The organism is Mesorhizobium sp. L103C105A0 (genome assembly GCF_000502215.1).
Lineage (GTDB): Bacteria > Pseudomonadota > Alphaproteobacteria > Rhizobiales > Rhizobiaceae > Mesorhizobium.
Map to the genome: position 1 here is coordinate 508,366 of NZ_AYXF01000002.1, position 20,754 is coordinate 529,119.

19 protein-coding genes, 1 tRNA gene and 1 pseudogene are annotated in these 20,754 nt (G+C 66.5%); 17 read left to right on the forward strand and 4 right to left on the reverse strand.

The window, feature by feature from the left end; all coding sequences use genetic code 11:
• Positions 1–12: 12 nt before the first annotated feature.
• From cobN to X727_RS157275, 5 genes and pseudogenes are all read left to right on the forward strand, one after another.
• Positions 13–3,746: pseudogene (gene cobN, locus X727_RS1000000168890) on the forward strand (cobaltochelatase subunit CobN).
• Positions 3,743–5,233 carry a precorrin-3B synthase gene (gene cobG / locus X727_RS157290; RefSeq protein WP_023833868.1) on the forward strand — a complete coding sequence of 497 codons (1,491 nt, stop codon included), beginning with the start codon at positions 3,743–3,745 and terminating at the stop codon, positions 5,231–5,233. Before cobN ends, cobG begins: the two are co-directional and overlap by 4 nt.
• 2 nt (positions 5,234–5,235) lie before the next feature.
• Positions 5,236–5,868 (forward strand): precorrin-8X methylmutase, encoded by a 633-nt coding sequence (locus tag X727_RS157285; protein WP_023746866.1) that lies wholly within the window; start codon positions 5,236–5,238, stop codon positions 5,866–5,868.
• The gene (locus tag X727_RS157280) at positions 5,865–6,638 is read left to right on the forward strand and encodes a precorrin-2 C(20)-methyltransferase (RefSeq protein WP_031197313.1); all 774 of its coding nucleotides are present in this window, start codon (positions 5,865–5,867) and stop codon (positions 6,636–6,638) included. Before X727_RS157285 ends, X727_RS157280 begins: the two co-directional genes overlap by 4 nt.
• Complete coding sequence (locus X727_RS157275; protein ID WP_023685186.1) at positions 6,635–7,399, forward strand: precorrin-3B C(17)-methyltransferase; 765 nt, start codon at positions 6,635–6,637, stop codon at positions 7,397–7,399. Before X727_RS157280 ends, X727_RS157275 begins: the two co-directional genes overlap by 4 nt.
• Here X727_RS157275 and X727_RS157270 read toward each other — a convergent pair.
• Complete coding sequence (locus tag X727_RS157270; protein ID WP_032885524.1) at positions 7,363–8,121, reverse strand: cobalt-precorrin-6A reductase; 759 nt, start codon at positions 8,119–8,121, stop codon at positions 7,363–7,365. The genes X727_RS157275 and X727_RS157270 overlap by 37 nt on opposite strands.
• Before the next feature lie 154 nt (positions 8,122–8,275).
• Between X727_RS157270 and X727_RS157265 the strand changes: the two genes are divergently transcribed.
• From X727_RS157265 to X727_RS1000000167805, 8 genes are all read left to right on the forward strand, one after another.
• The gene (locus X727_RS157265) at positions 8,276–9,502 is read left to right on the forward strand and encodes a bifunctional cobalt-precorrin-7 (C(5))-methyltransferase/cobalt-precorrin-6B (C(15))-methyltransferase (protein WP_023833869.1); all 1,227 of its coding nucleotides are present in this window, start codon (positions 8,276–8,278) and stop codon (positions 9,500–9,502) included.
• Positions 9,499–9,885: a cobalamin biosynthesis protein gene (locus X727_RS157260; RefSeq protein WP_023712695.1), complete on the forward strand. Its 387-nt coding sequence runs from the start codon at positions 9,499–9,501 to the stop codon at positions 9,883–9,885. Before X727_RS157265 ends, X727_RS157260 begins: the two co-directional genes overlap by 4 nt.
• Entirely contained in the window at positions 9,882–10,646 is a 765-nt protein-coding gene (gene cobM / locus X727_RS157255) for a precorrin-4 C(11)-methyltransferase (RefSeq protein WP_023670837.1), read from the forward strand. Before X727_RS157260 ends, cobM begins: the two co-directional genes overlap by 4 nt.
• The gene (gene cobA, locus X727_RS157250) at positions 10,643–11,449 is read left to right on the forward strand and encodes a uroporphyrinogen-III C-methyltransferase (RefSeq protein ID WP_023670838.1); all 807 of its coding nucleotides are present in this window, start codon (positions 10,643–10,645) and stop codon (positions 11,447–11,449) included. Before cobM ends, cobA begins: the two co-directional genes overlap by 4 nt.
• Positions 11,446–12,759, forward strand: coding sequence for a cobyrinate a,c-diamide synthase (locus X727_RS157245; protein ID WP_023739152.1), 1,314 nt, complete (start codon positions 11,446–11,448; stop codon positions 12,757–12,759). The genes cobA and X727_RS157245 overlap by 4 nt, the downstream gene beginning before the upstream one ends.
• Positions 12,756–13,523 carry an adenosylcobinamide-GDP ribazoletransferase gene (gene cobS, locus X727_RS157240; RefSeq protein ID WP_031194701.1) on the forward strand — a complete coding sequence of 256 codons (768 nt, stop codon included), beginning with the start codon at positions 12,756–12,758 and terminating at the stop codon, positions 13,521–13,523. The genes X727_RS157245 and cobS overlap by 4 nt, the downstream gene beginning before the upstream one ends.
• A gap of 24 nt (positions 13,524–13,547) precedes the next feature.
• Positions 13,548–14,558, forward strand: coding sequence for a nicotinate-nucleotide--dimethylbenzimidazole phosphoribosyltransferase (gene cobT / locus X727_RS157235; RefSeq protein WP_023744658.1), 1,011 nt, complete (start codon positions 13,548–13,550; stop codon positions 14,556–14,558).
• Positions 14,559–14,808: 250 nt separating this feature from the next.
• Positions 14,809–15,081 (forward strand): hypothetical protein, encoded by a 273-nt coding sequence (locus X727_RS1000000167805; protein WP_155923538.1) that lies wholly within the window; start codon positions 14,809–14,811, stop codon positions 15,079–15,081.
• Positions 15,082–15,250: 169 nt separating this feature from the next.
• Here X727_RS1000000167805 and X727_RS157230 read toward each other — a convergent pair.
• Positions 15,251–15,326 (reverse strand) — tRNA-Lys (locus X727_RS157230).
• A gap of 106 nt (positions 15,327–15,432) precedes the next feature.
• Positions 15,433–16,341 (reverse strand): PhzF family phenazine biosynthesis protein, encoded by a 909-nt coding sequence (locus tag X727_RS157225; protein WP_023833870.1) that lies wholly within the window; start codon positions 16,339–16,341, stop codon positions 15,433–15,435.
• 113 nt (positions 16,342–16,454) lie between these two features.
• Between X727_RS157225 and X727_RS157220 the strand changes: the two genes are divergently transcribed.
• The 4 genes from X727_RS157220 to X727_RS157205 all read left to right on the forward strand — a co-directional run bounded on the left by X727_RS157220 (position 16,455) and on the right by X727_RS157205 (position 20,036).
• Positions 16,455–17,741 carry an efflux RND transporter periplasmic adaptor subunit gene (locus tag X727_RS157220; protein WP_023833871.1) on the forward strand — a complete coding sequence of 429 codons (1,287 nt, stop codon included), beginning with the start codon at positions 16,455–16,457 and terminating at the stop codon, positions 17,739–17,741.
• A 4-nt stretch (positions 17,742–17,745) separates the two neighbouring features.
• On the forward strand, positions 17,746–18,450 hold the full coding sequence (locus X727_RS157215; protein WP_023685174.1) for an ABC transporter ATP-binding protein: 705 nt from the start codon (positions 17,746–17,748) through the stop codon (positions 18,448–18,450).
• The gene (locus X727_RS157210) at positions 18,447–19,664 is read left to right on the forward strand and encodes an ABC transporter permease (RefSeq protein WP_023833872.1); all 1,218 of its coding nucleotides are present in this window, start codon (positions 18,447–18,449) and stop codon (positions 19,662–19,664) included. Before X727_RS157215 ends, X727_RS157210 begins: the two co-directional genes overlap by 4 nt.
• Before the next feature lie 129 nt (positions 19,665–19,793).
• The gene (locus X727_RS157205) at positions 19,794–20,036 is read left to right on the forward strand and encodes a hypothetical protein (protein ID WP_023833873.1); all 243 of its coding nucleotides are present in this window, start codon (positions 19,794–19,796) and stop codon (positions 20,034–20,036) included.
• Here the strand turns inward: X727_RS157205 and X727_RS157200 are convergent.
• Entirely contained in the window at positions 20,033–20,752 is a 720-nt protein-coding gene (locus X727_RS157200; protein WP_023698356.1) for a hypothetical protein, read from the reverse strand. The two genes, X727_RS157205 and X727_RS157200, sit on opposite strands and share 4 nt — an antisense overlap.
• Positions 20,753–20,754 lie beyond the last annotated feature (2 nt).

The following is a 20,754-nucleotide window of genomic DNA, read 5'->3' on the forward strand; positions in this document are numbered from 1 at the left end:
GCACGAGCCGCGATGCACATACTCACCACGACCTCCGCCTCGCTCGACGATCTCGCCGAGCCCGTCGATCTCGGGCAGACGCCGGCGGATATCGTGGCGCTGTCCTTCACCGACAGCGACCTCGCCGGCCTCGCGGCGGCCTGGAAGGCCGATGCCGTCCGCCTGCCGTCAATGCGGCTGGCGGCGCTGCGCGACCTGCGCCATCCCATGTCCGTGGACCTCTGGATCGACAGCGTCGCCCGCCACGCCAAGGTGATTTTGGTGCGCATCCTCGGCGGCTATGACTGGTGGCGCTACGGCTGCGACCAGCTTGCCGCGACTGCCCGCGCGCACGGCATCAAGCTGGGGCTGCTGCCGGGCGAGAGCCACGACGAGGATCTCAGGCTGATCGAAGCCTCGACGCTGCCCCGCGCGGAGCTGGACGGCCTGCTGGGCTATTTCCGCGAGGGCGGGCCGGAGAATATGACAGCGCTGATGCAAAGATTGGCGGGGCTGGCGGGACGGGATGCGGCTTCGGCTGACCCGGTTAGCGTGCCGAAAGCTGGTTACTACGAGCCAGGTGGCGGCGTGGTGGGCAAGTTGGATTTGGCCAATGTCGGCGTTCCTTCACACCCCCCTCTGTCCTGCCGGACATCTCCCCCGCAAGGGGGGAGATCAGCCGTCACCAAAGGCGGCTCCTCTCCTGCTCCTTTGGAGATCTCCGCAAGGTCTGCGATTGGCGAAAACATTTATGAGAGCACAATCCCCCCCCTTGCGGGGGAGATGTCCGGCAGGACAGAGGGGGGTGGGCGGGAACTCGGCGCAGACAACATCAACTCTCCCATCATCCCCATCCTCTTCTACCGCTCGATGCTGCTGGCCGCCGATGTCGCGCCAATCGATGCCCTCTTTGATGCACTCCGCCAGCGCGGCATGAGACCGATCCCGATCTTCGTCTCCAGCCTCAAAGACCCGACCTCCCTGGCCTTCGTCGGAACCGCGCTGGCCACGCTCAAGCCCACCGCCATCATCACCGCAACCGCCTTCGCTTCCGGCGCCGAACCCGGCGTCGAAACGCTCTTCGACCGCGCCGGCGTGCCTGTCTTCCAGGTCATCGTCGCCACCACCCGCCGCGACGTCTGGGACAACAACCAGCGCGGCCTGGTGCCCGCCGACCTCGCAATGCATGTCGTGCTGCCCGAACTCGACGGCCGCATCCTCGCCGGCGCGATTTCCTTCAAGGGCGAGAGCGAGACCGACCCGGCGCTCGGCCACCGCGCCTTCGCCAACCGGCCGGAACCGGATCGCGCGGCGCAAGTGGCGGACAGGCTAGCGGCGTTCACACGGTTGCAGCAGACGCCCCGCGCGACGCGTAAGTTGGCGATCCTCATTCCGGACTATCCGAGCGCGCCCGGCCGCACCGGTTACGCCGTGGGTCTGGACGTGCCGTCCAGCGTGCTGGCCATGCTGCATGACCTGAAGGAGCAGGGCTATCGGGTTGAAGGGATTCCGCAAACGCCGCGTGAGTTGCTGGACGCGTTGGAGCGGAGAGGCGATGGGCTGGGGTTGGAGGAGTATCTGGACTTCTCAAAGGATTTGCCGGCTGACGCACTGGCTGCAGTCGAGGCGGCATGGGGCGCCCCTTCACCCTCCCCCTTGTGGGGAGGGTCGGTTCGCGACATTCGCGAAGCGGATGGCGCGAAACGGGGTGGGGGTAGCGGTGCACCACCCCCCCCCCCCCCCCNGGGGGGGGGGGGGGGGGGGGGGGGGGGGGTAGCGGTGCACCACCCCCACCCGGCCCTGCGGGCCACCCTCCCCACAAGGGGGAGGGTAAGAGCGGCTTCCCCTTCCGCGCCGCCACCTTCGGCAACATCACTGTCGCTCTCGCCCCCGACCGTGGCCGCTCGGCCGACCGGCGCGCCGATTACCACGACCCGACGCTGCCGCCGCGCCACGATCTGCTGGCCTTCGGCCTGTGGCTGCGCAAATCGCTCCGCATCCATGCTCTCATCCATGTCGGCGCCCATGGCACGCTGGAATGGCTGCCCGGCAAGACGGTAGCGCTCTCACAAAACTGCTTCCCCGAGATCGTCACCGGCTCGCTGCCCGTCATCTATCCCTTCATCGTCTCCAATCCCGGCGAGGCCGCGCAAGCCAAGCGGCGCATAGCGGCCGTGACGCTTGGCCATCTGCCGCCGCCGCTGACCGGTGCCGGCCTTGACGAAGGGCAGCACAAGCTCGAACGCCTCGTCGACGAATATGCCCAGGCCGACGGCCTCGACCGCCGTCGCCGCGACCGCCTGGCAAAACTGATCGTCGACACGGCGCAAAAGACCGGCTTCGCCTCCGAAGCCGGCGTCGCCGGAACCGATGCGCCCGACGAGGCGCTGCGCCGCATCGACGCCTGGCTCTGCGACCTCAAGGATTTCGCCATCAAGGACGGCCTGCACATTTACGGCCGCGCGCCCGACGACGAACCCGACGCCGTGCGCCGGCAAAGTGCCGAAGCCGAGAAGGCAGCACTTCTTGCCGCGCTCGACGGCCGTCACATCAAGGCGGGTCCGGCGGGCGCACCGGCGCGTGGCCGCTCCGACGTGCTGCCCACCGGCCGCAACCTGTTCACCTCCGACCCGCGCACCATGCCGACGCCGACCGCCTACGATCTGGGAAAGGCGGCGGCAGAAGAAGTCGTGCGCGGCTATATGCAGTCGCATGGCGACTGGCCGCGCTCGCTGGTCATCGACCTCTGGGGCTCGGCCTCGCTGCGCACCGGCGGCGAGGAGATCGCGCAAGGCCTGGCGCTGATGGGCTGCCGGCCGCAATGGGATTCGGCCACCGGCCGCATCACCGGCATCGAAGTGCTGCCGCCGGCCACGCTCGGTCGCCCGCGCGTCGATGTCACCTGGCGGATTTCGGGTCTGTTCCGCGACATGTTCCCGACCCAGATCGCGCTGATCGACGCCGCCGCCAACGCCGTTGCCGCGCGCGACGAGGACGATTCGGAAAACCCGCTCGCCGCCAGAACCCGTGCCGATGGCAAGATCGGCCCGCGCATCTTCGGCACCTCGCCCGGCACCTACGGCGCCGGCGTCGAGGACCTGCTGTCCAGCGGCGACTGGGTCGGGCGCGAAGAAATCGGCCGCGCCTATCTCGATGCGACATCGCATGCCTATGGCGGCGCCGAGGGCGAAGGCATTGCCTCCCCCGGCGCTTTCGAGACCCGCATCGCCGAGGCCGATCTGCTCGTCCACACCGGCGACGATCCCGGCCGCGACATTCTCGAGGGCTCCGCCGACGTCGCCTTCATCGGCGGCTTTTCGGCTGCACTTGCGACGCTCGGCCGAAATGCCGACGTCATCGTGCTCGACACCACCGACCCGCACAAGCCGAAGCCGCGCTCGGTCGGCGAGGCTGTGTCGCGGGTTGTGCGGGCGCGAGCCGTCAATGCGCGTTTCATCGCCGGCCAGATGCGGCACGGCCCGCGCGGCGCCTCCGAATTCGCCGAAACGGTCGACCGCCTCATCGGCTTCGCTGAAACCACGCACGCCATTTCAGGCGCGCTGATCGAGGCCGTGCATGATGCCTATGTCGGTGATCCCGATGTCCGCGCCTTCATCCTGCGCGAAAACCCGGCCGCAGCCAAAGTCATCGCCGAACGCTTCCTGTCGGCGCGCCGGCGCGGTCTCTGGCATCCCTTGCGCAACGCGATCGACGACGATCTCGCGGCGTTGATCGCCGAGGCCGAGGCGCTCGGGGTCGCGGCATGAACGCCTTCTCGCGCCGCGGCGCCTGTCCGGCTCTCTCGGCGCCGATGCAGACCGGCGATGGCCTGCTGGTGCGGCTTAATCCTGTAGCTGGAGGTCTTTCGCCCAAGCTTTTGATCCGACTCGCCGAATCCGCCCTGCGGCACGGCAACGGCATCATGGAAGTGACCGCACGAGGCAACCTGCAGATACGCGGCCTGACAGCGGAAAGTGCTGGGCTGCTGGCGGCGGAGGTGGATGCGCTGGGCATCGCCGTGCGCACCGGCGTGCCGGTCGAGACCGGGCCGCTGGCCGGCATCGATCCGCGGGAGATTGCCGATCCGCGAGCTTTGGCTGAGCGGGTCAGGGCTGCGGTCGAGGAAGCTGAGCTGACGCCAAGGCTAGGGCCGAAGGTTTCGGTGGTTGTCGATGGCGGCGGGCAGCTGACGATGGATGGGGTGACGGCCGATGTCAGGCTGAAGGCGGTGCGGGACGGCGCTAGCGTTCTGTGGACTGTATCTGTCGCTGTTGACGGCCAAAGCGCGAGACTGCTTGCGACGGTTGGGGACGATGCAGCGCGCGATATCACTGTCGCTGCTCTTCGAATGGTTGCAGAGAAGGGCCGCGACGCCCATGCAAAGGATTTGTCTGAGAGGCAATTGGCATCTCTTGCCGATTGGCTATGTTTGACAAGTTTGCGCGAGGCGCCCCCCTCTGTCCTGCCGGACATCTCCCCCTCAAGGGGGGAGATTACGCTTTCACCGATGATTTCACTAATCTCCGGTGTTGTTAAGGAAAAGCCGGCGTCGAAGCTGCCGATCTCCCCCCTTGAGGGGGAGATGTCCGGCAGGACGGAGGGGGGTGTGCAGGATCGCCGGCCTATCGGTCTTTTCCCCTTATCCAACGACACCACCGCTCTCGGCATAGCCCTCCCTTATGGCAGCATGCCGGCCGAAAAACTCATCGCCCTCGCCCAAAGCGCCCTGTCCCTCGGCGTCGCCGAAATCCGCCTCGCCCCCGGCCGCGCCTTGCTTTTCCTCGGCCAACCATCGTCCGCAAACCACCTCCTGCAAGCCACCGCCACCGCGCTCGGCTTCGTCACCACCGCCGCCGACCCGCGCACCCGCATCGCCGCCTGCCCCGGCACCCCTGCGTGTGCCTCCGGCCGCATCGCCACGCGCGACATCGCCGAGACAATCGCCGCCGAAAACGCTGATATCCTCGACTTCACACTGCACATTTCCGGCTGCGCCAAGGGCTGCGCTCACCCCGGCTCTGCCGCGCTAACAATCGTCGGCGGCGAAAACGGAGCCGGACTTGTCGTGAACGCGACGGCAAAGGCCCTTCCTGCGGGCTACAGGCCGGGCTATGACGCCGCGCGCGGCATCGGTCGCGTCGCAGCGATGGTCCGCAGCGCTCAATATCCAGGTGAAACCGCCGCCGCCTGCCTGACAAGGCTCGGGCCGGCGGCAATCGCCAAGGCTTACCGACAAATTGAACAACGGAAATGAGCATGGCCGCCTACGACTACATCCATGACGGCAACGCGATCTATGAACGTTCCTTCGCCATCATCCGCGCCGAGGCCGACCTGTCCCGGTTCTCCGAGGCGGAAGCCGACGTCGCCATCCGCATGATCCATGCCTGCGGCCAGGTCGAAGCATCAAGTCATTTTGTCTTCTCCAGCGATTTCGTCGCCGCCGCCCGCAGCGCTTTGGCGGCCGGCGCACCGATCTTCTGCGATGCCGAAATGGTCTCGCATGGCGTCACCCGCGCCAGGCTGCCGGCCGGCAATGAGGTGATCTGCACCTTGCGCGACCCGCGCACGCACGACATCGCCAAGCAGATCGGCAACACCCGCTCGGCCGCCGCGATCGACCTCTGGGGCGAACGCATGGCCGGTTCGGTCGTGGCCATCGGCAATGCGCCGACAGCGCTCTTCTATCTCCTGGAAAAGCTGCGCGATGGCGCGCCGAAACCGGCCGCCATCATCGGCATGCCGGTCGGCTTCGTCGGTGCCGCCGAATCCAAGGATGCGCTGGCTGAAAACTCCTACGGCGTGCCCTACGCCATCGTGCGCGGCAGGCTTGGCGGCAGCGCCATGACTGCAGCCGCGCTCAATTCGCTGGCGAGGCCCGGCCTGTGAACGCAGCTGTCAAAGAAGATCTGGCAAAAGGCCGCCTCGTCGGCGTCGGCACCGGTCCCGGCGATCCCGAACTCTTGACGCTGAAAGCCGCGCGCGTCCTGGCCGAGGCCGATGTCGTTGCCTATTTCGCCAAGCGCGGCAACAACAGCAACGCGCGCGCCATCGTCGAGGCGCGTTTCCGGCCGGATATGCTGGAACTGCCGCTTCTCTATCCCGTCACCACCGAGATCGACAAGGATCACGACGACTACCGTTCGCAGATCACCGATTTCTACGAGGAGTCGGCCGAGAAGGTCGCCGAACACCTCGAAGCCGGCCGCATGGTCGCCGTGCTCTCCGAAGGCGACCCGCTGTTCTACGGCTCCTACATGCACCTGCATGTCCGCCTCGCCCATCGCTTCCCGACCGAAGTCATCCCCGGCGTCACCGCCATGTCGGGCTGCTGGTCGCAGACCGGCGTGCCGATCGTCCAGGGCGACGATGTGCTGACGGTTTTGCCCGGCACGATGAGCGAATTCGAACTGACACGCCGTCTCGCCGACACCGATGCCGCCGTCATCATGAAGGTCGGCCGCAACCTGCCCAAGATCAGGCGGGCGCTGGAGGCCACCGGCAAGCTCGCCCGCGCCGTCTATGTCGAGCGCGGCACCATGGCCGGCAGCATCACGATGAGGCTTGCCGACAAGCCGGACGACAAGGCGCCCTATTTCGCCATCGTGCTGGTTGCCGGCTGGTCCGGCCGGCCTGGCGTCATGGGAGCCAAGCCATGAGCGGCCGCCTCACCGTCATCGGCCTTGGGCCCGGCAATGCCGATCAAGTGACGCCGCAAGCCAGCCGCGCCGTCGCCGAGGCAAAGTTCTTCTATGGCTACAAGCCTTATCTCGACCGGCTGGAGCTGCGCCCGGACCAGACCCGCGTCGCCTCGGATAATCGCGAGGAACTCGCCCGCTCCAAGGACGCGCTGGTCAAGGCCGCCGAGGGCCATGACGTCGCCGTCGTTTCCGGCGGCGATCCCGGCGTCTTTGCCATGGCCGCCGCGGTCTGTGAGGCGATCGAGGCCGGTCCGGCCGAGTGGCGCGCGGTCGATGTCGCCGTCGTGCCGGGCATCACTGCGATGCTGGCTGTCGCCGCCCGCATCGGCGCCCCGCTCGGCCATGATTTCTGCGCCATCTCGCTATCCGACAATCTCAAACCGTGGGAGCTGATCGAACTGCGCCTGCTCGCTGCCGCCGGCGCCGGCTTCGTCATCGCGCTCTACAATCCGATCAGCAAGGCGCGCCCTTGGCAGCTCGGCCGTGCCTTCGAATGCCTGCGCGCCATCCTGCCCGGCACCACGCCGGTCATCTTCGGCCGCGCCGCCGGCCGCCCGGACGAGCGCATCGAGGTTTTTCTGTTGGCCGATGTCGAGGCGGAAAGGGCCGACATGGCGACCTGCATCATCATCGGCTCGCCGGAGACAAGAATCATCAAGCGCGGTGACAAACCGGCGCTGGTCTACACACCGCGTTCCGCGACGGGGTCGAGACCATGATCGATCATCGCGGCCAATGCTTCGACAGTTTCGGCCGACGGCACCTCCGGCAGGATGGGCCTGCGCACCATCACCACCTCGATACCGAGCGCCCGCGCCGCCGCGATCTTGCCGTAGGTGGCCTCGCCGCCGCTGTTCTTGGATACGACGACATCGATGCGGTGCTCCTCGAGCAGCGCGCGTTCATCCGCCTCGCGAAACGGCCCACGCGCCAGCAGGTAGGTCGCATCAGGCACCGCCAGTTTCGGCTCGACCGGATCGACGCTGCGGACAAGGTAATGATGCTGCGGCGCCGCCTCGAAAGCCGCGACCTCCTGCCGGCCGAGCGCCAGGAAGGCACGGCGCGGCGGCGATCCAAGCGCGTGCACCGCATCGCCTGTCGTATCGACCTGCGTCCAGCGGTCGCCATCTATTGGCTCCCAGCCAGGGCGGCGCAAAGCAAGGATCGGCACGCCGGTCATTTGCGCGGCTTGCGCCGCATTGGCGGAAATTCGCGCGGCATAGGGATGCGTCGCGTCGATCAGCAGATCGGTTCGCGTCTCCTTGAGATAGGCCGCCAGCCCGTCGGCGCCGCCAAAGCCGCCGCTGCGCACCGGCACGCCTTGCGCGACCGGGCTTTCGGTACGGCCGGCCAGCGACAGAGTGACGAGGAAATCTTCCACCAGTTTTCCGGCCAATTGGCGCGCTTCTGTCGTGCCGCCAAGGATCAGAATCTTCTTCATGAGCACCATGTTGAACAGCGTCGGCGCTGCCCCTCACCCCTACCCTCTCCCCCTGAAGAACGGGGAGAGGGAGGCGTCAGCGCCGGAGCGTCTCCCTTCTCCCCGTCACTACACGGGGAGAAGGTGCCGGCAGGCGAATGAGGGGCGGCGCGACATGTCAAAAAAACAGCCCACGCCAAAATGGCTTACAATCGTCGGCATCGGCGAGGACGGTTTAGCGAGTCTCGGCGACGAGGCCAAGCGGCAGATCGCTGACGCCGAGACCGTCTTCGGCGGCAAGCGGCATCTGGCGCTGGTGGCTTCGCTCATCAAGGGTGAGCAGCGCCCATGGCCGGTGCCATTCGATGCCGGCATGGCAGACGTGCTGGCGCTGGCCGGCCGGCGCGTCTGCGTGCTCGCCTCCGGTGATCCATTCTTCCACGGGGTCGGCGCCACCCTTGCCCGCAAGGTCAAGCCTGAAGAGATGCATGTCATCCCCGCGCCATCGGCGATTTCGCTGGCTGCCGCCCGGCTCGGCTGGGCGTTGCAGGACATCGAGACGATCTCGCTGCATGGAAGGCCGCTCGACCTGATCCGGCCGCTGCTGCATCCCAGGGCGCGCATCCTGGCGCTGACATCGGACGGCGACGCACCAGCGACAATAGCGCGCCTGCTCGTAGAGCTCGACTTCGGCGGTTCGCGGCTGACCGTTCTGGAAGCGCTGGGCGGACCGAACGAGAAGCTTCGCTCGGCACGTGCCGACGCTTTCGATCTCAGAGACATCAATCCGCTCAACGTGCTGGCGCTTGAGCTTGAATCGACACAAGAGGCCCGCATCCTGCCGCTGACCGTTGGCCGCGCCGACCATCTGTTCGAGCACGACGGCCAGATCACCAAGCACGACATCCGCGCCATGACGCTTGCGGTGCTGGCGCCGAGGCGTGGCGAATCGCTGTGGGACATCGGCGCCGGTTCCGGCTCCATCGGCATCGAATGGATGCTCGCTCACCCCTCGATGCGCGCTATCGCCATCGAGGCCAACAGCGACCGCGCCGCCCGCATCATCCGCAACGCCGCGCATTGCGGCGTGCCCGGTCTTGTCGTGGTGGAAGGGTCGGCGCCCAAGGCACTGGCCGGGCTGGACACGCCGGATGCGATCTTCATCGGCGGGGGTGGCAGCGACGCCGGCGTACTGAACGCCGCCATCAAGGTGCTGCCATCCCGTGGCCGTCTCGTTGCTAATGCGGTGACGCTGGAGATGGAGGCGCTGCTTCTCGCGGAGCACATCAAGCGCGGCGGCGACCTTACCCGCATCACGATTTCCCGCGCTTCTCCTGTCGGTTCGATGCAGGCCTGGCGCCCGGCCATGCCGGTCACCCAGTGGAGCTGGGTGAAGCCATGATGGTGGCGGGCATCGGCAGCCGGAAGGGCGTGAGCGTCGAAGACGTGCTCGCGGCGATCGAAACCGCCCTCGAAGCGCACGGGCTGGCGATAACGGCGCTGTCGGCCTTGGCGACCGCGGCGCTCAAGAAAGACGAAGAAGCGATCTCTGCCGCTGGCCGCACGCTTCACCTTCCCGTCATCATCGTTGATGACGCAGCACTTCAGGCCGTCTCGTCGGAGGCACTCAGCAAATCCGATCTCTCGCAGGACCTCGCCGGCACACCCTCCGTCTCAGAAGCCTCCGCCCTTGCCGTTGCCGGCCCCGGTGCAAAGCTGCTTGGTCCACGCACCGTGCTCGGCCCGGTCACCTGCGCCATCGCCATCAGCGGAGACGCGCCATGACCGTGCATTTCATCGGCGCCGGTCCCGGTGCCGCCGACCTCATCACACTGCGCGGCGCCAAGCTGCTGGCAAGCTGCCCGGTCTGTCTGCATGCCGGCTCGATCGTCGCGCCGGAATTGCTGCAACACTGCGCACCGGGGACCAAACTGATCGATACGGCGCCGATGTCACTCGACGAAATCGAGGTCGAATATGTGACAGCCCACCAGGCCGGCCACGATGTCGCCCGCCTGCATTCCGGCGACCTCTCGGTGTGGAGCGCCGTGGCCGAGCAGATCCGCCGGCTGGAAAAACACGGCATTCCTTACACGCTGACGCCGGGCGTTCCCTCTTTCGCCGCCGCAGCCGCAGCCCTTCGCCGCGAACTGACCATTCCCGAGGTGGCGCAAAGCCTGGTGTTGACCCGCGTCTCCGGCCGCGCCTCGAAAATGCCGCCGGGCGAAACGCTGGCCGGCTTCGGCCGCACCGGCGCGACGCTGGCCATTCATCTCGCCATCCACGCCATCGACCGAGTCGTCGCCGAATTGTCGCCGCATTATGGCGGCGATTGCCCGGTGGCGATCGTCTTTCGCGCTTCATGGCCGGACGAGCGCGTGCTGACCGGCACGCTCGCCACGATCGAGGCACTGCTCGCCGCCGACCCGATGGAGCGCACGGCGATCATCTTCGTCGGCCGCTCGCTGGCAGCGGAAGGTTTTGACGAGAGTTCATTGTACGACGCCCACTATCAGCGGCGTTTCCGGGGACGGGACGGATTGTGAGCGGTAAAAGCGAAAACACCACGCTCGAACAGGCCCTTGCCCGGCTGAACTTCAAGCCGCGCCGGCTTGAGCCGGGCCATGTCTGGCTGGCCGGCGCCGGCCCCGGCGATCCCGGCTGCCTGACGCTGGAAGTGCTGGCGGCTTTAGCCGAGGCAGATGCGCTGGTCTACGACGCGCTGGTCTCGCCCGACGTCGTCGCTGTCGCGGAAAAGGCCGAACTGTTCTTTGCGGGAAAGCGCGGCGGCAAGCCGTCGATGAAGCAGGACGACATCACCGCTCTGCTGGTGCGGCTGGCGCGCGATGGCCGCCGCGTCATCAGGCTGAAGGGTGGCGATCCCTATATTTTCGGCCGTGGCGGCGAAGAGGCGCTGGCGCTGGCGCGCGAAAAAATCCCGTTCCGCGTCCTGCCCGGCCTGACATCGGGGCTGAGCGCGCTGGCCGCCACCGGCATTCCCGCAACCATGCGCGGCATCAACAAGGCGATCATCCTGGCGACAGGTCATGCCGCCGGCACAGATGACGATCTCGACTGGGGCGCGATCGCCCGCACCGGCCAGCCGGTGGTCATCTATATGGGCATGGCCAATCTGCCTGTTATCGCCGCGTCGCTGCTCGAAGGCGGGCTGGCGCCGTCGACGCCGGCGGCTGTCATCGTTTCGGCGACGACACCGCAGGAGCGGACCGTCGTCGCGACACTCGCCACCATTTCCGAAGCGGCCGCCGCGGCGGAATTGGCCTCGCCGGCCCTCATTGTCGTCGGCGGCATCGTCGCCATGCGCGCAGCACTGGCGGGTAACGCATGACCCGCGCCATCATCATCGGCGCGCCGCGTTCCGGCTCCGGCAAGACCAGCGTCACCATCGGCATTTTGCGCGCGCTCGCCCGGCGCGGCATCAAGGTGCGCGGCGCCAAGTCCGGCCCCGACTATATCGATCCGGGTTTTCATACCGCCGCCACTGGCCTGTCCGGCGTCAACCTGGACAGCTGGGCGATGTCGCCTGACCTGCTCAACGCGTTGGCCGGCAATGCCACCGAGGACGCCGATTTTATCTTCCTCGAAAGCGCCATGGGCCTGTTCGACGGCATCCCGGCCGGACAAGGCCGCACCGGCTCGGCCGCCGATCTGGCGCGGCTCTACCACCTGCCGGTGCTTTTGGTGCTCGACGTCTCGGGACAGTCGACGACGGCGGCCGCCGTCGCCAAGGGCTTTGCCACCTATGATCCCGATGTGCGCATGGCCGGAATCGTGCTCAACCGCCTCGGCAGCGAGCGCCACCGCAAGCTGTGCAGCGAGGCTATCGAAGCGCTCGGCCTGCCGGTCGTCGGCGCCATCCTGCGCGATCCCACGCTCAATTTGCCGGAGCGCCATCTCGGCCTCGTCCAAGCCGGCGAATATGCCGACCTGATGACGCATCTCGACCGCCTCGCCGACATGGTCGAGAAATCCCTCGACCTTGACGCCATCATGGCGCTGGCCGCGCCGTTTTCGCCGTCACCGGGCAGTTTCGAAAATGCCTTGCAGCCGCCCGGCCAGCGCATCGCACTCGCCGAAGATGCCGCTTTCACCTTCCTCTATCCGCACGTCGCCGCCCACTGGCGTCAGGCCGGCGCCGAGATCGTGCCGTTCTCGCCGCTCGCCGACGAAGCACCGGCGCAGGATTGCGATGTCTGCTGGCTGCCCGGCGGCTATCCCGAGCTTCACGCCGGCCGCCTCGCGGCGGCGACCAATTTCCGAGCTGGCATGGCAAGGTTTGCCGAGACCAAACCCATCCATGGCGAGTGCGGCGGCTTCATGGTGCTGGGCGAAGCGCTGGAGGACGCGGCCGGCGAGACGCACGCCATGCTTGGCCTGCTCGGCCATTCTACCAGCTTTGCCAAGCGCAAGATGAACCTCGGCTACCGCGAGGCACGCCTGCGCGCCGCCTGTCCGCTGGGGCCGCAAGGCGCGCTGATCCGTGGCCATGAATTCCACTATGCGCAGATGATCGCCACCGGCAATGACGAGCCGCTGGCCGACCTAGCCGATGGCCAGGGCAATCCGCTCGGCGCCTCCGGCTATCGCCGCGGCCTTGTCAGCGGCACCTTCTTCCACGCCATTGCGAGGAGTGCATGACCGCCGTGCCCTCACCCCGGCAAGCGCTCGACGACGTCGCGCTTTGCCTCGTCTTCTTCACCCGGCTGCCGCTGCCGGTCTTCGACTTTCGTGGCCGCAGCCTGGCCGATGCGATCTGGGCGGCGCCTGCCGCCGGCCTCGCGGTCGCTTTGGTCGGCGCCGTCGTCTACGCCATCGGGGTAAAGCTCGGTCTCGCCGCTGGGCCGGCGGCCGCACTTGCGCTTGCAGCAACCCTGCTCGCCACCGGCTGCCTGCATGAGGATGGGCTGTCGGATGTCGCAGATGGCTTTGGCGGCGGCAAGACGCGCGATAAAAAACTCGAGATCATGCGCGACAGCCGTATCGGCGCCTATGGCGCTTCGGCGCTTGGCCTGTCGATGCTCATTCGCTGGAGCGCGCTGTCGCAACTGGCCGATCCGACAAGCGTTCTCTTCGCGCTGATCGCCGCCCATGCCGCCTCGCGAGGCCTGCTCGGCGCGTTCATGCATCTGGCGCCGGCGGCGCGCAGTGACGGCCTGTCTGCCGGCGCCGGGACCGTCTCGACCCAGACAGCTGTTCTCGGCGCCGTGCTCGGGGCCATCCCGCTTCTGACTCTGGGGCTCGGCGGCGCCTTTGCCGCACTGATCCTGCTCGCTCTCGTGTTCAGCGCCTTGCGCGCGCTCTGCCTCAACCAGATTGGCGGCCACACCGGTGACACGATCGGCGCCCTGCAGCAGCTGGGCGAGATCACTGTCCTGCTCGTCGCTTCCGTTTCCCTGTCCTGATTCTTCCCCGGAGATTCCTTCCCCATGCCATTCAAATCATTCGACGAACTGCGCGCCGCCTGTCTCGATCTGCCTGCCGGCAGCGATACCGCCGCCAACGCCGTCGCCCGCCGCCAGGACACGCTGACCAAGCCTCAAGGCAGCCTGGGCCGGCTGGAAACTCTCGCCGCCTGGCTGGCGCGCTGGCAGGGTCGCGACATGCCGAAACTCGACCGCGTCAAAGTCTTCGTGTTCGCCGGCAACCACGGTGTGACGGCGCAAGGCGTTTCAGCCTTTCCCTCGGAAGTGACGGTGCAGATGGTGGCGAATTTCGCCGGCGGCGGCGCCGCCATCAACCAGCTTGCCCGCATCGCCGGCGCGGAACTCGACGTCATCCCGCTCGATCTCGATCATCCGACCGGCGACTTCACTGACGTGCCGGCAATGGACGAAAAAAACTTCCTCGCCGCCGTCTCGGCTGGCTATGACGCGGTGACGAAAGACCTCGACCTCGTCTGTTTCGGCGAGATGGGCATCGGCAACACCACGCCGGCGGCCGCCATCTCGACCGCCCTGTTCGGCGGCGGCGCTGAAAAATGGACCGGGCGCGGCACCGGCGTCGACGATGCCGGGCTGAAGCGCAAGGTCATCGCCATTGAATCCGGCCTCAAGCGCCATGCCGACGCGCTGTCCGACCCGCTGAAGATCGCCGCCGCCCTTGGCGGACGAGAACTCGCCGCCACCTTCGGCGCCACGCTCGCCGCCCGCCGCAACAATGTCCCGGTGCTGCTCGATGGCTTCGTCTGCACGGCCGCGGCAGCGCCCTTGGCGCGGCTGCACCCGTCTGGCCTCGCCCACACCATCGCCGCCCATGTCTCGGCCGAATCCGGCCACCGCCGCCTGCTCGAAGTGCTCGGCCTGCCGCCGCTGCTCGACCTCGGCATGCGGCTCGGCGAAGGCTCCGGCGCCTGCCTAGCCGTCAACATCGTCCGCTCGGCGCTGGAGTGCCACACGGGCATGGCGAGCTTTGCCGAGGCTGGTGTTTCGGAGAAGTAGCTAGAGCGATTTGACGGGAGGGCGCCGGCCCGAACCTTCACTGACCATCGTCGGGCCGATCACTGGCATTCCGGGCTGGTGGCTCGAACAGCACGGCCGCTGAAAGATTCCCCACCTGGGGGTTGGCCCGCTGCTTCTGTGGTGGGCTCTTTTTACTGGCACTATTCGCCGCCGTTGCCGACAAAATGTGATTGACGTAACGGTGACCAGGCGCAATCATTACGGATTGGGCAGGGTGAGGGCGTTTTCAATGAAACTCGTTGTCTTTGGCGTAGCAATAGTATTGGCCGCTACCGGAGCAGCTGCTGCGAAAGAGAAGAAAAAGGTGGCCACCGCTCAGGCTACAACCTCGTGTTCTACAGCTCATAAGAAGGCTGGCAGCAAGCCGACCGCGAAACCGGATTGCAAATCGACGGGCACCGTGGTTGCGCGACCGTCAAATAGGGCCGAAAACTTCCTGGATCATTATAATCCGCGCTTAGGGTATGACACCAGTCCGTGGTTTCAAACTGGCTTTAATTGATGGCGGCTTCGGCTTCCGGGCTTTTCTTAATCCAGCGCGGCCTTCACTCCTTCGCCAAATAGCGCACCGGCTTACCGGCCGCCGAGTTTAAGGCAAACCTGCCCCAGCATGTCGAGGCGCGTCAACGCGTCCGGCATTCCAAGGTCTTCCACCAACTCTTCTAGAAATTTGGTGGGTGCGCACAGGATTGAACTGTGGACCCGCTGATTAAGAGTCAGCTGCTCTACCAACTGAGCTACGCACCCACTCGACCGGTAAAACCGGCGTTGGCGGGCATATAGCCGCCGATACCGGTCCTGTCCAGCCCTGCCGGAATCATTTCCCGACAAATCGCTGAACTGCCGCAGGCGGTCACACGAACAGCCTGCCTTCCGCCACCTTGATGGCATGGCCGCCGATGCGCGCGGAGGCCAGTTTTCCGCCTTCGACAGTGAGTTCCAAGCGGATACGTGACGGGCGGCCCATCTCCAGCCCCTGCTCGATCCACAGCTGCGAAATGCCGTCGGTGGGCGCATCGAAATGCATGATGGCGCCGGCAAAGGCCGCCGCCGCCGACCCGGTCGCCGGGTCTTCATAGGACGGCGTGCCCGGCACGATCATGCGGACATGGAAGGCGCTGTCATGGTTCACCGTCTGGCGGCAATAGACATACGGGCTGGCGAAGGCCCATTCGCTCTTGCGCGGCGCCAGTTCCGACCAGACCTGGTTGTCGAGCTTGATCCGGCCGGCAGCCTCCAGATTGGCAACCGGAATGGTGACGTAAGGCACGCCTGCCGACCAGAACGACACCAGGTGATTCTCGAAGCCGATCTCGTGCGGCGCCAGCCCGAGGGCGGCGCCGATCGCCTCCGGGTCGGCATCGAGCTTCAGCGGCTCCGGCAGCTTCGCCAGGTCGAACTCGGCAAAGGTGGCGCCATCGTGCCGGCTGACGGCGCAGCGCACCGGGCCGATATTCTCCTCCAGCACGAAGATGCCGGCTTCGCCCTCGCCTGTCAATTCGGCCAGCGCGATCGCGGCGCCGACGGTCGGGTGGCCGGCAAACGGCATTTCATAGTCGGGCGTGAAGATGCGGATGCGGTTGCGATGTTTTGGATTGTCCGCTGGCAGCACGAAGACCGATTCGGACAGGTTAAACTCGCGCGCAATGGCCTGCATGGCGGCTGTGTCCAGCCCCTGGCTGTCGAGCACGACGGCCAGCGGATTGCCGGCCAGCCGCTCCGTCGTAAACACATCGTAGAGCAAGTAATTGCGGGTCTGCATCTTGAAAAACCTTCCGCCTCAATCCGAACATGGCCGAAATTTAATTTGATATTCGAACCACCAAGCCTGATCTGTGCACATATAGGGACATTACGCTTTCATAGGGGTCCGGCGTGGACCAGCTTGTCAATCTGCCAAAGACGGAATCGGATTCCGCCATCGAGGCGGCGCTTGGACTTGACCAGAGTGGTGTGCGCAAGACGCGCCGTCGTGGCTGGCTTTACGCGCTGCTGGCGCTGATCGCCCTTGCCGGCGGCCTCGCCGGCTACCAATGGTATGCCGGCTCCCCGGCCAAGATCGACTACACCACAACGCCGGCCACCATTGCCGACCTCACCGTGGCGGTATCGGCGACCGGCACGCTGCAGCCCCTCACCCAGGTCGACATTTCAAGCGAGCTGTCCGGCATCATCCGCTCGGTCTCGGCCGAAGAGAACCAGCAGGTCAAGAAGGGCGACGTGCTGGCGACGCTCGACACGGTGAAACTCGAGGTCCAGATCGAACGCGCCGAAGCCTCGGCCAAGGCCGCTGCCGCCAATGTCGAGGACGCCACGGTAACCCTCAAGGAGAACGAAAGCGCCCTCACCCGCGCGGCCGAACTGACCAGGCGTGGCATGGCGACCGACCAGTCGCTCGAGGCGGCGACTGCCACGCGCGACCGCTCCAAGGCGGCGCTCGATAGTGCGCAGGCCAATCTCGCCATCGCCCAGGCTGATCTCAAGGCGCAGCAGACCGACCTTGCCAAGAGCACCATCTATGCGCCGATTGACGGCATCGTCTTGACGCGTTCCGTCGACCCCGGCCAGACGGTCGCCTCCTCGCTGCAGGCGCCGGTTCTGTTCATCATCGCCGCCGATTTGAGGAACATGGAATTGGTGGCGGCGGTCGACGAGGCCGATATCGGCGCGGTCAAACCAGGCCAGCATGCACGCTTCACCGTCGATGCCTTTCCGGAGCGGCCGTTCGACGCCGAGATCCGCGACATCTCCTACGCCTCGGTCACCACTGACGGCGTCGTCACCTACAATGCGCGGTTGGAAGTCGACAATAACGAGCTTTTGCTGCGGCCCGGCATGACCGCCACGGTTTCGGTCGTCACCAGGCAGGCCAAGAGCGTGCTCACCGTGCCTTCAACAGCGTTTCGCTATCGGCCATCGGCACCTGCTGCCCGCGCGTGGAGCCTCAGCGATCTGTTCACCGGCCGCATGGGCCGTGGCGGCAACCGCCGCCAGCCGGTGAAGGCGCCCACCGACGGCTCACGCACGCTCCATGTGCTGGAGAACGGCCGGCCGCACCCGGTCAACGTGAAGATCGGCTCCACCGACGGCGAACTGACCGAGATCACCTCCGGGCTGGATGAAGGTGCAGAGGTTATCACGACCTCGCAGCTGCGGAGCTGACGCCATGGCCGCGGGCCTCATCGGTTTCGACACGGTCTGGAAGAGCTATGGCCAGGGCGAAGCCAAGGTCCATGCGCTGGCCGGCGTCGACCTCGCCATCCAGCGTGGCGAATTCGTCGCCATCATGGGCCCGTCCGGTTCGGGCAAATCGACCGCGATGAACATCATCGGTTGCCTCGACACGCCGACGGCCGGAACCTACTCCTTCATGGGCATCGACGCCGGGCGGCTCGACCGCAACCGCCGGGCGCTGCTGCGCAATCTCTATATCGGCTTCGTCTTCCAGGGCTACAATCTGTTGCCGCGCACCACGGCGGCGGAAAATGTCGAGCTGCCGCTGATCTATCGCGGCGCGCCGGCCCGCGAGCGCCGCGATCTTGCCATGCAGGCGCTGGCGGAGGTCGGCCTGGTCGGGCGCGAACACCACACGCCGGCCGAACTCTCCGGCGGCCAGCAGCAGCGCGTGGCGATCGCGCGCGCCATCGTCACCAGGCCGACGCTGCTCGTCGCCGACGAGCCGACCGGCAATCTCGACACCGCCCGCACGCATGAGATCATGGAGCTGTTGACGCGGCTGAACCGGGAGCTCGGACTGACCATCGCGATGGTCACCCACGAGGCCGATGTCGCCGATTATGCCGAGCGCACCATCCGCTTCCTCGACGGCCACGTCGCGTCCGACACGGCCAAGTCGGAGTTGGCGTCATGATCTGGGAAACCGTCCGCCTCTCTCTGCGCTCCATCCGCCGCAATGTGCTGCGCTCGTTCCTGACGCTGCTCGGCATCGTCATCGGTGTCGCCGCCGTCATCGCCATGCTGACCATCGGCTCCGGCACCACAGCCAAGGTCAAGTCGGACATCGCCAAGCTCGGCTCGAACCTGCTCGTCGTCCGTTCCGGCCGCCCGGCAGGCACCGGCGGACCAGGCGGGCTCGACCAGGCGGTACGGCCTCTGGCCGACAAGGATGTAGCCGCCCTCGTCGCCCATCTGACCGGCGCGCGCGCCATTGCGCCGGCGTCGCAGAAACAAGTCCGCGTCATCTTCGGCACCGAGAGCCTGACCTCGGGTGTCACCGGCACCGACAGCGCCTATCTCGACGCCCGCGACTGGAAGCTGGTGTCGGGCCGCCCATTCAGCGACTCGGAGACACGCTCGGGCACCGGCGTCTGCCTGATCGGCGAGACGGTGCGCCAGCAATTCTTCGGCGCCGGCGAACCCGAGGGCGAGATCATCCGCGTCAACCGCACCTCGTGCAAGATCATCGGCCTGCTCGAACCCAAGGGCTATACCGGCTTCGGCCAGGATCAGGACAATGTCGTCTTGATGCCGCTTGCCGCCTATCAGCGCCGCATCGCTGGCAACCGCGACATCGACAACATCTACGTCGCCGCCGACGACCGCACCGCGACCACCGAATTGCAGCCGCGAGTCGAGGACATTTTGCGCGACACCCGCCGCATCACGCCGGACCGCGAAGACGATTTCTCGATCCGCGACATGACCCAGATCGCCGACGCCATGGCCAGCGCCACGAACACCATGACCGGCATGCTAGGCGCCGTCGCGGGCGTCAGCCTGCTGGTCGGCGGCATCGGCATCATGAACATCATGCTGGTCTCGGTCACTGAGCGCACCCGCGAGATCGGCATCAGGCTCGCCATCGGCGCGCATGAAAAGCACATCCTCATCCAGTTCCTGGTCGAGGCGACTGTGCTGTCGCTGCTCGGCGGCATTATCGGCATCCTGATCGGCCTGGCGCTGGCCGGCCTCGCCTCGGCAACGCTGGCCATACCGTTTGCGCCGAGCCCGGCGGTCATCCTGCTCGCCGTCGGTTTTTCGGCGCTGATCGGCATGGTGTTCGGCTTCTTCCCGGCGCTGCGCGGCGCCAGGCTCGACCCGATCGACGCGCTGCGCCACGAATAAGCGCCAGATCAGCTCCACCGCAACCAACCGCTATCCACAAGCATGGGTGCTTGTCGACGTCGGCAATACTTGTTGTCGTCCGGTCTGCGATGCTAATTTTAGAGCAAAGCATCTGGTCAAGGAGTGGCAATGAGCAAGAAGGCGCGGCTGATTCTGACGATGGTGATCATCGAAGGCGCCCTTGCGGGACTTTGGTGGTATCTCGCCCGCTACGGCATGACCAATCCCGATCGTGTCACCGCCGATTTTCAGGCAGTCGTCGGCCAGACGATGGGCATGGTCATGGGTGGATTGCTGGGCATCGGCGTCATCCTGTTCCTCGTCGCCGCCCGCAACGACCGCAAGGCTGCGCAGAACAATCCGCGCCGTTAGCCCCCGCCACCGCCAAAATGCCACTCGACCAGCGGCTTCATATGCGGCGCCAGCCCTTCCGGCAGGTCGGCGGCGTGGCGGATGATCACCGGCCCCTCGATCTCCGGCTCGGTCTCGGTCGCGATGAAGGCGCTGATGCGCCGCGCAATCTCGTCGGCCGGCACGTCGACGTGGTAGCGGCGGAAGAGGACCGTGCCGGTCGAAGTCGACAGCGCATGGTAGCGCTTGCCGCGCGCAGCGCCTGTCAGGTCAAGCCCGGTCTCCTCGCGCACTTCACGGATCATGTTGAAATCGACATCGACGCGGCCATCGCGAAAATCGATCGGCTCGAACGAGCCGGCAGCGAAGTAGACACTACCGGCCGGGACCGTGTGCGCGCCCATGCGGATCGCCACCAGGGCGTTGTCGCCGGCGACCAGCATGGCGTGACCATAGGCATGCTCGGCGCCCGTCCCCTGCCGGTTCTTTCGCCACAGCAGGAAGGTCGAGTACTTCACAGCGTGACAACGCCCGACGATCCGGTTGTCGCGCCAGGCGAGCGCCGAGAGCAGCACCACCGTGCCGTCGAACAGCGCCGGATTGGCCGTAACCTCACGCCGCCAGTTGTCAGTTATCGCCTGCGCGTTGTCGCGCTCGAACGGATGCGGGCCGGGGTCGAGCCGGACGTCGATTTCGTCGACGGGCAGGATGACGTTGCGCGGCAGGTCGAAGCTCACCG